This window comes from Stenotrophomonas sp. 107298_Sma (genome assembly GCF_056480345.1).
On the sequence record NZ_CM151094.1, the window covers coordinates 2,520,774 to 2,533,888 of the forward strand.

General features: G+C 66.4%; 12 protein-coding genes. 10 read left to right on the plus strand and 2 right to left on the minus strand.

What is annotated here, in order from left to right; genetic code table 11:
* The first annotated feature begins 88 nt into the window (after window positions 1-88).
* The 6 genes from ACZK2G_RS11790 (at window position 89) to ACZK2G_RS11815 (ending at window position 5,978) form a co-directional block, all read left to right on the plus strand.
* Window positions 89-733, plus strand: coding sequence for a TetR/AcrR family transcriptional regulator (locus ACZK2G_RS11790; RefSeq protein WP_478473371.1), 645 nt, complete (start codon window positions 89-91; stop codon window positions 731-733).
* A 160-nt stretch (window positions 734-893) separates the two neighbouring features.
* Window positions 894-1,379 carry an AprI/Inh family metalloprotease inhibitor gene (locus ACZK2G_RS11795; RefSeq protein ID WP_478475583.1) on the plus strand — a complete coding sequence of 162 codons (486 nt, stop codon included), beginning with the start codon at window positions 894-896 and terminating at the stop codon, window positions 1,377-1,379.
* Window positions 1,288-2,187 carry a cation diffusion facilitator family transporter gene (locus ACZK2G_RS11800; protein ID WP_478475585.1) on the plus strand — a complete coding sequence of 300 codons (900 nt, stop codon included), beginning with the start codon at window positions 1,288-1,290 and terminating at the stop codon, window positions 2,185-2,187. The genes ACZK2G_RS11795 and ACZK2G_RS11800 overlap by 92 nt, the downstream gene beginning before the upstream one ends.
* 71 nt (window positions 2,188-2,258) lie before the next feature.
* Window positions 2,259-2,885: a DNA-3-methyladenine glycosylase gene (locus ACZK2G_RS11805; protein WP_136638063.1), complete on the plus strand. Its 627-nt coding sequence runs from the start codon at window positions 2,259-2,261 to the stop codon at window positions 2,883-2,885.
* Between the two features lie 116 nt (window positions 2,886-3,001).
* Complete coding sequence (locus tag ACZK2G_RS11810) at window positions 3,002-4,711, plus strand: sensor domain-containing diguanylate cyclase (protein ID WP_478473373.1); 1,710 nt, start codon at window positions 3,002-3,004, stop codon at window positions 4,709-4,711.
* A 103-nt stretch (window positions 4,712-4,814) separates the two neighbouring features.
* Window positions 4,815-5,978 (plus strand): M23 family metallopeptidase, encoded by a 1,164-nt coding sequence (locus ACZK2G_RS11815; protein ID WP_136637972.1) that lies wholly within the window; start codon window positions 4,815-4,817, stop codon window positions 5,976-5,978.
* 134 nt (window positions 5,979-6,112) lie between these two features.
* On the opposite strand, the gene ACZK2G_RS11820 is transcribed toward ACZK2G_RS11815, so the two are convergent.
* Together ACZK2G_RS11820 and ACZK2G_RS11825 are read right to left on the minus strand one after the other, a co-directional pair.
* Window positions 6,113-8,056, minus strand: coding sequence for a MacB family efflux pump subunit (locus ACZK2G_RS11820; protein ID WP_478473375.1), 1,944 nt, complete (start codon window positions 8,054-8,056; stop codon window positions 6,113-6,115).
* Window positions 8,057-8,058: 2 nt separating this feature from the next.
* Window positions 8,059-9,240, minus strand: a complete 1,182-nt coding sequence (locus ACZK2G_RS11825; RefSeq protein ID WP_478473377.1) for an efflux RND transporter periplasmic adaptor subunit — start codon at window positions 9,238-9,240, stop codon at window positions 8,059-8,061.
* Between the two features lie 235 nt (window positions 9,241-9,475).
* On the opposite strand from ACZK2G_RS11825, the gene ACZK2G_RS11830 reads away from it, so the two are divergent.
* From ACZK2G_RS11830 to ACZK2G_RS11845, 4 genes are all read left to right on the plus strand, one after another.
* Window positions 9,476-10,045: a hypothetical protein gene (locus ACZK2G_RS11830; RefSeq protein WP_248298395.1), complete on the plus strand. Its 570-nt coding sequence runs from the start codon at window positions 9,476-9,478 to the stop codon at window positions 10,043-10,045.
* A gap of 53 nt (window positions 10,046-10,098) precedes the next feature.
* Window positions 10,099-10,815 (plus strand): response regulator, encoded by a 717-nt coding sequence (locus ACZK2G_RS11835; protein ID WP_208043489.1) that lies wholly within the window; start codon window positions 10,099-10,101, stop codon window positions 10,813-10,815.
* A 3-nt stretch (window positions 10,816-10,818) separates the two neighbouring features.
* Entirely contained in the window at window positions 10,819-11,895 is a 1,077-nt protein-coding gene (locus ACZK2G_RS11840; RefSeq protein ID WP_208043488.1) for an ATP-binding protein, read from the plus strand.
* Between the two features lie 199 nt (window positions 11,896-12,094).
* Window positions 12,095-13,021: an ABC transporter six-transmembrane domain-containing protein gene (locus ACZK2G_RS11845; protein WP_046983356.1), complete on the plus strand. Its 927-nt coding sequence runs from the start codon at window positions 12,095-12,097 to the stop codon at window positions 13,019-13,021.
* Window positions 13,022-13,115 lie beyond the last annotated feature (94 nt).

Consider the following 13,115-nt stretch of genomic DNA (forward strand, 5'->3'; position numbering starts at 1 on the left):
CTGGAAGGCGGCAATTACAAATGAATGACCGTTCATTCACACCTTTTATGACGTACTATCCCGCCCCTGGACGCTCCTACCTCTCGCAATGACGCCGAAAGCCGCCGTAGCCGTATCCGCCAACGACCCTGCTGTCGCCCATGCCGAAGCCCAGCGCCGGCGCATCCTCGATGCCGCCCAGAAGTGCTTCATCACCCGCGGATTCCATGCCGGCTCGATCGGCGACATCGCCGCCGAAGCTGAGATCAGCCAAGGGCTGATGTACCGCTACTTCGCCAACAAGCGGGCCTTGATCCTGGCGCTGATCGAGCGCCAGCTGCGCCACGACCAGGCCTCGATCAGCGAGATGCCGGCAGCATCGGACCTGGTGGACGGCCTGCTGGAGTGCTACCAGCAATGGGCACGCGGCGAAGTGCTGCCGATCCACGGCAACGCCATCGCCAGCGTGGCACTGTATGCGGAGATCAATGCCGAGGCGCATCGCGACCCGATGCTGGCCGAGGTACTGCGTACCCATGACAGGCAGACCAGCGCTGCCATCCACGCGTGGTTGCGGCAGCGCGACGTCAGCCTGGGCCGCGTCGTGGACGAAGAGCGGATTGCCAGCCGAACCCTGCTGCTGCGGCTTCTGGTGGAAGGACTGGCGATGCGTGCCGTGCGCGATCCGGACTTGCCTGCGGCACGGGTTCGCACCCTGTTGGCCGACGCCATCGGGCGGGTGATGGGGAATTGAGGCGTACCGCCGATCCTCACACGATCCCTCACCTCGTCGGCAACGCTCGCAGACAGAGGTCTCGTTCAGTTCCCACGACGATAGCGACCAGTGGTGGCGAGAGAACCGCCGCCATCGCAATCGCGACGTCCGCGACGACGACCTGTTCGGCCGCTGGACCCTGGGTCAGGAAAACGGCAGCACCTGTACCATCGAACTGCGGAACAGTGAATGGTTCGGCGGCTACAGCGCCTATGTTCCGGCTGGCTGTCGGGATGGCTTCTTCCCGGCCAATCGATGGGTGCTGTCCGGCGATGAGCTGCTGCTGACCGACACCAGCAATACTGTGTTCGGCCGCTTTCACACATCAGGTGGCGGCCGCTGGTCGGGCGCGCTGAAATCGGACGGCACGCGGCTGTATCTCCACCCCACAGGACGCTGGCGCGCCAGCCCTGCACACCGTGGGCACGGGTGGGCGCGGAAGATGATCCGCACCGCCCGTTACCGCCTGCGCGATGTCCGCCCCCACCGGTTCCCGTCTTGTCATCTACGCCGCCCTGGCCGGCAACCTGGCTATCGCTGTAGCCAAGTTCATCGCTGCGGGCATCTCCGGCAGCTCGGCCATGCTCAGCGAGGGTGTGCATTCGCTGGTCGACACCGCCAATGAGCTGCTGCTGCTCTATGGCCTGCATCGCGCCAGCAAGTCGCCGGACCCGGTGCACCCGTTCGGCTACGGGCGCGAACTGTACTTCTGGAGCTTCATCGTTGCCCTGCTGGTGTTCGCTGCCGGCGCTGGCGTCTCCGCCTACGAGGGCATCCAGCATATCCGCCGACCGGAACCCGCCACCAACCATGCGCTGAGCTACAGCGTTCTCGGCATTTCCATGCTGTTCGAAGGTGCATCGTGGTGGGTGGCGCTGCGTGAGTTCCGCCGGACCAAGGGCACGCTCGGGTACTTCGAAGCCTTCCGCCGCAGCAAGGATCCTTCCACATTCACCGTGCTGCTGGAGGACAGCGCCGCGCTGCTCGGCCTTGGCTTTGCGCTGATCGGTCTGGTCGCCGCCCAGTTGCTGGACCTGCCCGTTCTCGATGGTGTGGCGTCCCTGTGTATTGCTGGCGTGCTGGCGGCTACGGCCTTCCTACTCGCACGCGAAACCAAAGGGCTGCTGGTAGGTGAGCCTGCCCATCCCGCGGTCGCGGAGCGGATCATGGCCGTGGCCGAAGCCGATCCGGACCTGCGCCGTGCCAACGGCGTGACCACCATGCAGATGGGACCAGAGCAGGTCGTGGCCATGCTCAGTGCAGAGTTCGAGGATGACCGCCGTACGCCGCAGATCGAGGCCTGCATCACCCGTATCGAGACCGCCGTGAAGCGCGAGTACCCGGAGCTGGTAGCTCTGTTCATCAAGCCGCAGACACCGGAGGTTCATGCCGCCCGTCGTGCGGCGTTGGCAGCATCTCCCCGGCAGGATTGACGCAGCGTCCGCAACGGCTTCACCTGATCGCCGCCACACTGCAGACTCCTCCTGCAGAGCTTGCCACCGCCGTGCTGGACTGGTTGCCCGATCACTGGAAGATCCTTCCCCGCCGCTTCTACCAGCGCCCGTCCACCGACGTTGCCCCTGAGCTGCTCAACAAGCTGCTGGTCCGCGACGATGGCCGCGCGGCGCGCATCGTCGAGGTCGAGGCCTATGCCGGCAGTGTGGATCCAGCCGCGCACTCCTATCGTGGGCAGACCCCACGCACGGCCAGCATGTTTGGTGAGGCCGGCCATCTCTATGTCTACTTCACCTACGGCATGCACTGGGGCAGCAACGTTGTCTGCGGTGAAATCGGCGAAGGTGTCGCCGTCCTGCTGCGCGCCGCCGAGCCATTGGCGGGGCTGGAGCGGATGCACGAACTGCGCCCGGCGGCCAGGCGTGATCACGATCTGGCCAGCGGCCCCGGCAAGCTCTCGCAGGCTTTCGGACTGGACCGCGGCTTCGATGGCGCGGATCTGGTGACCGGGAACCAAGGGATCATCATTGCCAGCGACGGCACCGCACCGCCGCTCGACCCGGTCGTCGGGCCCCGCATCGGTATCACACGTGCGGTGGACTTTCCCTGGCGCTGGCACGTTCGCGACCACCGTCACGTTTCGGTACGCCCCTCGCGCGCGCTTCGCAAACGCTGACCGAGGCGCGTCACATCGGCATCACCCGACGCTGGCGATACATAACGCGCTACGCACTAGCGTAGTGCCTGACAGCCGCCGAAGCCGCCCTCGCCACCCCAGCCCTGAAACGCGCCATGGACGAAGCCGAACGACTGCTTGAACTCGACCGTCTGCATCTGCTCGACACTCCGCCAGAGCCGGTTTTCGATGCGATCGTCGCCGCCGCGCGTGCCGCCACCGGCATGACCATGGCACTGATTTCGGTGGTAGCCGACGAGCGCCAGTGGTTCAAGGCCAACATTGGGCTGGAAGGTGTCAGCGAGACCGCACGCGAGATTTCTTTCTGCACGCATGCGATCCAGCAGGATGAGCTGTTCGAAGTTCCGGACGCGCGCCAGGATCCGCGATTCTCCACCAACCCGCTGGTGACCGGCGGCCCACGCATCCGCCACTACGCCGGCATCTCGCTGGGCTCGGCGCACGGCGCTCGCATTGGAACACTGTGCCTGCTCGATCCGATGCCGGGCGTACTGTCGCCCTCACAGCGCGAACTGATGGTGCATCTGGCGCGGGTCACCACCCAGGTACTGGAACAGCGCAGCACCTTGATGGCCCAGGTCGGCCAGGCCAAGGCTCTGCACCGCGAGTTGAAACGCAGTGAGGATTTCCTGGAACGCACCAACCGCGCAGCGCGGGTAGGCGGCTGGGAGATGGACCTGGTCAATAACGAAGTGCGCTGGACGCGCGAAACCAAACAGATCCATGGCGTGCGCAGCAACTTCGAGCCCACGCTCGACACCGCGCTTTCGTTCTACCGCGAGGACAGCCGCAGCATCATCCGCACAGCGGTACAGCGCTGCATCGAGGAAGGCACGTCGTGGGAGGTTCAATTGCCGATGACGACCGCCGATGGACGCGCCATCTGGACGAGGGTCGTCGGTGGCCGGCAGCAGGTTGATGGTCACCCTCGGCTGGTCGGCGCCATCCAGGACATCACTGAGGAGCGCGCCGCACTGGATGCGCTGGAAGCTAGCGAAACCCGCTACCGGCGTCTGTTCCACTACAGCCTGGGTTTGATCTGTACGCATACGCTGGATGGCACGCTGACGTCGGTGAACCCGGCGGCAGTGCAGTCGTTGGGTTTCGACGAAGGCCAGATGATCGGGCGCAGCCTGTGTGACCTGATGCCGCCGGAGAAGCGCGCCGCCTTCAAGGCCTATCTCGAGCGCATCACGGTCAACCACACCGATGCCGGCGTCATCGAACTGATCGCTGCCGATGGAACCCGGCACTATTGGGCCTACCACAACGTGCTCGACAGCGAAGCCAATCCACCCTACGTGCTCGGCCATGCACAGGACGTCACCGCATTGCGGATGCAGGAACAGCAGTTGCGTGAAATGTCCTTCAAGGACCCGCTCACCCTGAGCTACAACCGCCGCTTCCTGCCCCGCCTGGACGAACTGGGCGAGCGGCCATGGGCCTGCCTGATGTTCGATCTTGATCATTTCAAGCAGATCAACGACAGCCAGGGCCATGCGCGAGGTGACACGGTGCTGGTGGAGTTCGCCGCCTTCCTGCGCTCTCCGCTGGGTGCGGCGGAGAACGTGGTACGGATGGGGGGCGACGAGTTCATGGTGGTGCTGACCGGCCCGGAACCGGGGAGGCTGACCGCACTGGAACAGTGGTATGCGGAGCACGCCGGGCAGTCACCCACGCCCTTCTCGCTGGGCGCGACCCACCATGCACCTGGCGAGACGGTGGCCGACACCCTGCAGCGCGCCGACAGCCGGCTGTACCGCGAGCGGGCACGTGTGCGCAGGCATCCCCGGCCGTCGGCCTGATATCGGCCGCAGCTGCCGGCTTGCCGAACCTGCCCGTACGTCTGTGGCCCCGGTGTAGCGCTATGCTCGTCAGCGGGCACCAACGGCCCCCTGGGGAACCCGCATGACCCGCAGCATCCGCTTCGTCCTGCTACTGCTGTTGCTGCTTCCTTCGCTCGCACTGGCGGCGCCAGCCCCTGCACCGGTCGAAGCGAGGGTGCCCTTCGCGCCAGCGCCCTTCATCGGCAGCGACGGCCTGCGCCATCTGGCCTATGAACTGCACATCACCAATTTCTACGGCGATACCGGCGCGCTGCAGCCGCAGTCGCTGCAGGTGTTCGCCGACAACGCTGCAACATCGCTGCTGACGCTGGACGGCCCCGCCCTGCGCGGCTGGGTTCGGCCGATGCCGGCCGAGGATGTGGCCCTCAGCATTGCGCCCGGCAAGCGGCTGGTGGTTTTCCTGTGGCTGTCATTGCCACCCGGCGCGCCCGTTCCACACACCCTCCGTCACCACATGCTGCTGGGCACCGAGCACCACGGCAACGTGCTGCTGGATGGCGCCAGCGTGCAGGTCAATCCTGCGCCAGTGCTGGCCGTGGGACCGCCGCTGCAGGGTGGCCGCTGGCTCGCGCATGAAGGACCGGGCGCGGCGCAGTCGCACCATTGGGGCAGCCTGGTTGCGGTCAATGGTGAGCTGACCATTCCACAGCGCTTCGCCCTCGATCTGGTCGGCGTGAACGCACAAGGCCGCGCGTTGCGGCCCGGTACAAAGGATCTGCAGCACACCCGCCACTCGGACTGGGTGGGCTATGCGGCACCGGTGCTGGCCGTGGCCGATGGCATCGTCCGCGCCACCCGCGACGGACAGCCGGAGCATGCCCCACTGACCGCACAACCGGAGCCATCGTCACTGACCGCCGACGGCTTGTTCGGCAACTACGTGGTGGTGGAAATCGCGCCGGATGTCTTCGCCAGCTACGCCCACCTGCGCGCAGGCAGCGTCAAGGTCAGACCCGGGCAACGCATCCAACGGGGACAGGTGCTGGCGCAGCTGGGACAGTCGGGCAATTCCGCTGCGCCACACCTGCATTTCCAGCTTTCCAACAAGCCCACGTTCGAAGGGTCCGAAGGCATTCCCTATGTCTTCCAGTCCTTCGACGATTTCGGCCCTGAAAGCGAGGCACAACTGTTCGGCCAAGGTGACGCCTGGAAACCCGGCGTGACCGTGCCGCGCGACAACCAGTTGCCGCTGAACGACATCGTCATTGCCTTTCCGCCGCGCTGACACACCCACTCTGCTGCCGGGAATGCTCCTGCCCACGCTCGGCTTGCTGCGCGCAGCGCAGGGTTCATCCTGGTCTGGCCGGAGAACAGCCGAGCGTAGGCTCGGCTCTACAATGTCCTGCAGCGGGTGCGGCCCTACTCCGCCGCCAGTGCCTGGATCGGGTCCAGCTGCGCGGCGCTGCGTGCCGGGAAGTAGCCGAAGCCAAGCCCGATCGCCGACGAACACGCCAATGCAGCCAGCACCGGCCCCGGCGTGAACAGGAACGGCACGCCCAGCGACAGCAGGCTGGACAGCGCTCCCGCACCGAACGCGAACAGTACGCCCAGCACACCACCGAGCAGGCAGATCAGCACCGCTTCGATCAGGAACTGGCGCAGGATGTCACCCTGCCGCGCACCCACTGCCAGACGCACGCCGATCTCGCGCACGCGCTCCTTCACCGACACCAGCATGATGTTCATCACCCCAACTCCACCCACCACCAGCGCCACCGCGGCAATGGCGGAGACCAGGGCCGCCATGGTCTGGCTGGACTTCATCACCGCCTTGCGGATCTGATCGGCGTTGTAGATGAAGAAATCCCGCCGCCCATGCAACCGTTGCAGTTCGGCAGCCAGCGAGGCTTCGGCGGCGGTGGTCGGCACGTTGTCGCGCACCCGCACGGTGATGCTCTCCAGCCGTTGGCTGCCCAGCAGCCGCGAGGCCGCCGAGGTATACGGCACGTAGACCGTGGGCGTCGCACCGCCGGCAAAGGCGCTGGCGCCGACCACACCGATCACCTCCACCGGCATGCCGCCCAACAGCACCGTACTGCCGATCGGGTTGCCGGTGAACAGCGCCTTGGCCGCCTTCTGATCGACCACGCCCACGGCACGATGCGCATCTACTTCAGCATCGGTGAAGAAGCGCCCAGCCTTCAGCTGCAGCCCGCGCACGCGCGGCAAGTCCGCGCCCACGCCCTGCACCTGGGTGTTGGCACGACGGCTGCCCTGCAGTGCTGCCACCGAACCCGTCAGATTGGGGCTGACGCTGTCCACGTAGCTGAGCGCGGCCAGATGGTCGGCATCCCCCACCACCAGCGTTTCGATCTCCGCCGAGCGCGGGTCACCGAAATCGGCGCCGGGGAATATCTCCAGTGTGCTGGCGCCCAGTTCATTGATCTGTGATTCCACCTGCGCCTGCGCGCCCTTGCCTAGCGCGACCACGCTCACCACGGCGGCCACGCCGATGATGATGCCGAGCATCGTCAACAAGGTCCGCAGTCGATGGGCCAGCATCGAACGCACCGCCATCCGGGCGGCCTCGCGTACCGCGTCCAGGCGCGCCCGGCGCTCGGCAGTCAGGGACGGACCGCGTTCGGCGATGGACGCAGCGGGCGTCAACACCGGCGCCCTGTCACCACGATCGGCGACCACACGTCCGTCGGCAATCTCTATCACCCGGCCGGCATGCGCGGCAATTGCAGCGTCATGGGTCACCAGGATCACCGTATGGCCTTGCCCATGCAGGCGCTTCAGTTCGGCCATCACCTGCTGGCCACTGGCGTGATCGAGCGCGCCGGTCGGCTCGTCGGCCAGTACGATGGCGCCGCCGTTCATCAGCGAACGCGCGATCGACACGCGCTGCTGCTGGCCGCCGGACAGCTGGCTCGGCCGGTTTGCGGTGCGTTCGCCGAGGCCCAGCGTTTCCAGCAGCCCGCGGGCACGCGCGGTACGCGTCTCTGCATCCACGCCCGCATAGACCGCCGGCAATGCCACGTTCTCGGTAGCGCTCAGGTTCTCCATCAGGTTGTAGCGCTGGAAGATGAAGCCGAAGTGCTCGCGGCGCAGCCGGGCCATCGCATCCGGCGCCATCTGCTCGGTGGCCTCGCCGTTCACGCGATAGCTGCCTTCGGTTGGCCGGTCCAGGCAGCCGAGGATGTTCATCAACGTTGATTTTCCCGAACCGGACGGGCCGATGATGGCGATGAACTCACCGGCGTCGATACGCAGCGAGACATCCTTCAGCACCACCACTTCACCGGCGGCCGAGCGATAGGCGCGCGATACGCCATGCAGTTCCAGCAGAGCATCGGCCATGCTCAGATCCCCAACAGGCTGGCAGCTTCCGGCTCAGAGCCGCTTGGCGCCTGGCCGACCACCACGTTCTCGCCTGCCTTCAGCCCGGACAGGATCTGCACCGCCGTCGCGGTGCGCAAACCCGTGCTGACCTCACGCTCGGTGACGCGGCCCTTTGCATCGACCACCTGCACCGTGCCGCGGTTGCTGTCCTTGCCTTCGGATTCGGTCAATGCGGTCAACGGCACCTGCAGTGCGTTGGCAGCGCGTGCCAGTTGCAGGGTGACCTTCACCGTCATCGACGGTTTCAGCTTCAGGCCCGGATTGGCCACATCGAACAGGCCGGCGTAGTACACCGCCTTGGGCGTCTGCGCCGAGCCACCCGCACTGCTGCCGGCCATATCGGCAATCGTCGACGGCGCAGGCTCCAGCTGCTGCAGATGGGATTCGTAGCGGCGGCCACTCGGGCCCAGTGTCGAAAACCACAGCGGCTGGCCGGGCGCGACCAGCTCCACATCGGCCTCTGCGATCTCGGCGCGCACGGTCATCGTATCCATCTGCGCCAGCATCACGATGGTCGGCGTGGTCTGCATCGAGTTCAACGTCTGCCCGGCCTTGGTCACGATAGCGACGATGTACCCGTCGCTGGGCGAGACGATGCGGGAATAGCCGAGGTTGATACGTGCGGTTTCGACCTGGGTCACGGCCTGGTCGATCTGCGCCTGCAGCGCGGCCATCTCCGAGCGCGCCGTATCACGTGCCACCCGCGCGGCCTCGAAACCTTCCTGTGACACCAGGCGTGACGCCACCAGCTGCGACTGCCGCTCGTAGACACGGCTGGACTGGGCGTAACGGGCCTGGCTGGCCGCATGCTGGGCACGCAACGTGTTGGTGGCCGCTTCAGCGCTGCGCAGGGCGATGCGCTGCGGCTGCGAGTCGACCTCGGCAATCAGGTCGCCGGCCTGTACGCGCTGGCCCAGCACCACATGCAGGCGCTTGACCTGGCCGGACACCTGCGCGCCCACCGCCACCAGCTCCTTCGGGTTGACCCGGCCCACCGCCTGCACGGTCTTTTCCAGATCCGCCACTCTTGCCGGCGCGGTGATCAACGCGGCATCATCGCTGTCTGCGAAGGCCCACCAGCCTGCGGCACCCGCAATGAGAGCCACGGCTGCGGCGATGGTCCAGATCCTGCGGTTGTTCATCGAAACGCCCGGCTGCGGGCGGCCACCCAGTGCGACCGCTGAGGCCGCAGTCTGCAAGCGAGGGGTGGACGTTTCTTGGAGCCACTGTGGAGATTGCATGGAGATCCGGCAGCCGTTCAGGCACGCCGCCGGCGGCTGAACCAGGCGATCCGTGTCCACGCAATCTCGACACAATCTCGACCGAGTCTCCATCAATGGCGGCTAGCCTCGGCAACTTGCCGACTGCCTGCCCACCGTGCTCCGTCCCCATCCAGACCTGCCGTCGATCGATGTGCGCCGCGCCTACCTGGCCTGGTGCGCGCCTTCGCCGTGGCTGCTCGCCCTGGTGCTGGCATCGACCACGGCCTGGACGCTGGCCAGTCCCCATGTGCTAGCGCCCCTGCTGGCAGGCTTCGGTGCTACCGCCCTGCTGTGGTTCCGCAGCGATGGGCCAGGCCACGCGAGCCGCCTCGGATCGCCCGCTTCGCTGGCGCTGATCGGCCTGGCGGTCTGGTCGGAGACGAAGCCAACCGCCGCCGGTGCCACGCTGCATCTGCTGCTCGCCCTCGCAACCCTGCTGGTCGCCACCCAGATGACGCTCCGCCTGCGCGCCATCCTGCGCATGGCCACCCGCCTGCAGGCACGGGTGGATGCAGCCGACATGGCATCGCGCTGGGCCCGATTGTCGGCAGCGGTATCCGCCCTGGCTGCGCGGGATCTGCGTGAAGGGCGACCGCTGGCGCCGTCGCTGCGTCGCACGCTGGTGCTGGCCACGCTGGCCTGGGCCGCCAACGAGGAAGCACAGGCCATGGAACGCCGACGATGACCTCTCCACTGACATCGCCCTCACCTGCTCACTTTCCAAAGCCGCATCACGCAATGAAACCCGATACCCGCATGCGCCAGGCGCCCCTGGTCCTGATTGCCGAAGACGAAGGCGAGATCGCCGACATCCTTGGTGCGTACCTGGCGCGTTCCGGCCTGCGCAGCGTCCGCGCGGTCGATGGCGAGGCGGCCCTGGCCAGTCATCGCCAGCTACGCCCGGATCTGGTGCTGCTGGATGTGCAGATGCCGAGAATGGATGGATGGCAGGTGCTGAGCGAACTGCGCAGGCGTGGCAATACGCCGGTGATCATGCTCACCGCACTCGACCAGGACGTGGACAAGTTGACCGGCCTGCGCGTCGGCGCCGACGACTATGTAGCCAAGCCATTCAATCCGGCCGAGATCGTCGCCCGTATCCAGGCGGTGCTGCGGCGGAGTGCCAGAGAACCCAGCGATGCGCCCAGCGGGGTGATCCGCCAGGGACCGTTCGAGATCGACCTGCGCAGCCATGAGGTGACAGTGCGCACAGATGAGCAACTGCACGCACTGACCTTCACGCTCACCGAGTTCCGCCTGCTGGTACACATGGCGCGCGCACCGCGCCAGGTGCACAGCCGGCTGGATCTGCTGCACAACTGCCTGCCCGAGGGCGATGCGCAGGAACGGACGGTGGACAGCCACGTCAGCAAACTGCGCCGCAAGCTGGAAGACGTCGGCGTCATCGGCATTCCGGCCACCATCCGTGGCGTTGGCTACCGTTTCCTGGACTGAATGATGAACCCCAAAGGCAAGAGCATCGGCCGCCAGATCACGCTGTCCATCACGGTCGCCTCGCTGTGCTCGACGGTGCTGTCGATCAGCGGCTTCTACCTGTTCTACTACCTGATGGAAGTGTTCTATCCGCGTTGGTACGACGAGCCGGAAACCATCATGCCATCGGGGCTGGAGTGGCTGTGGATCGGCTTGACCGCCTCCGTTGTCGTCATCTTCGCCACGCTGGTCGCCTCGCGCCTGACCCGCCGCATCATCACGCCATTGAACTCGGTGGCCGAAAGCCTGCGCCGGGTCGCCAGCGGTGATCTGGAGGCACGTGCACGCGGCGGCGACACCTCGATGACCGAAGCGGCCACGCTGGTCAGCGATTTCAACTCCATGGCCGAGCGGCTCAGCCGGATGTCCGAGAACCGGGTGTTCTGGAACGCCGCGATCGCGCACGAACTGCGCACGCCGATGACCATCCTGCGCGGCCGCCTGCAGGGCATTGCCGAAGGGGTATTCGAACCGGGCCCGGAACAGTTCAACAGCATGCTCACCCAGCTGGAAGGCCTGACCCGGATCATCGAGGACCTGCGCGTGGTCAGCCTGGCCGAGAGTGGTCATCTGGATCTTCGTCTGCAGCGCAGCGATGTCAGCGTACAGGTGGCGGCAGTGGTGGAAGCGATGTCCGAAGCGCTGACCGAAAGTGGCTTCTCGGTGACCCTGGATGCGCGCCCGTCACTGGCCGACTGCGATCCCGCACGCATCCGCCAGGCGGTGCTGGCGCTGCTGGAGAACGCGCGGCGGCATGCCATTCCGTGTCCGCTGCGGGTGGCCGTCACCCTGGCCGAGGGCCATTGCACCGTGGCCGTGGAGGATGGCGGCCCCGGCGTGCCGGACGAGCTGTGCGACAGCATCTTCGAGGCCTTCCAGCGCACCGATGTCTCGCGTTCGCGGCAGAGCGGTGGCTCCGGGCTAGGCCTGGCGGTAGTACGTGCGATTGCCGTGGCCCATCACGGAACCGCGCAGTGCCGGGCTACCGAACGTGGCGGCAGTTCGTTCGAGATCCGCTGGCCGGTACATGCACGTCGTTGAGGGCGCAACGTTGCGGCAGACGCTGCTCTGGTAGCGGCCCACCTTGGTGGGCATTCGCATCACTGAACGGCGCCGATTTCTCCACGCAATCTCCATCGTCCCTCCATGCCCGCTCCAAAGGGCTGCCGATACTGGGCGTGACCAGGGAGGCGGCAGGTATCCACCCCCTGCCCTGTCTCCACCTTGCCCAGGCATCCCCATGAAACACCCTCACGATCCGGCGGCCGCCGCCGGTAGCATCGGCCAGCAAAACGCGGCCGCCACCCTCAAGGCCATCCTGCGCACCTACCCGTGGCAGCTCACCGGCACGTTCTCGCTGGTGGCGCTGGAGAACGCGCTGCTGCTGGCGTATCCGCTGTTTGCCGGCTTCGCGGTGGACGCGATCATCCGCGGCGACATCGGCCACGCCATCTCGTACGCCGGCGTCGTGCTGTTGTTCTGGCTGGTCGGTGCCGCCCGCCGTGCGGTCGATACCCGTACCTTCACCCGCATCTATGCCGACCTGGCGGTGAATGTGGTGCAGGCACAGCGCAGGCTGGGCCACGCCACCTCCACCTCGGCCGCACGCGTGGTGCTGGCCCGCGAGTTCGTCGACTTCTTCGAGAAGCACGTGCCGATCATCGCCACCGCGCTGGTATCGATGTTCGGTGCGGCGGTGATGCTGCTGGTGATCGAACCGCTGGTGGGCGCCGCGAGCCTGATCGCACTGCTTGGCGCAGTGTTGCTGATGCCGTCGTTCGCACGCCGCAACGAGCAGCTGCATGGGCGCCTGAACAACCGGCTGGAACATGAAATCCGACTGGTTGACCGGGTCAGCCCCTCGGTGCTGCGTCGCCACTACACCACGCTGTCGCGGCTGCGTATCCTGCTATCTGATCGCGAAGCTGGGGCCTTCGTGGTGGTGGGCGCGGCGGCGGCGGTGTTGTTCGCGGTGACCATCGGCCGTCTCGCCACCACCGACGGTGTTACCCCGGGTCATGTGTACGCGGTGATGACCTACCTGTGGACGTTCGTCGGCAGCCTGGACGATGCACCGTCGATGGTGGATCAGCTGGCGCGCTTGAAGGACATCGGCCGCCGCGTCAGCCCGGGGATGAACGATGCGGAGCGCAAGGATGCCGCTTGACCGGTAAATGCCCACCTTGGTGGGCAACGATGTATCGCGGCGCCAACCAAGGTTGGCGACTACCGGGGCAACGGTGCCAACCAGGATTGAGGGG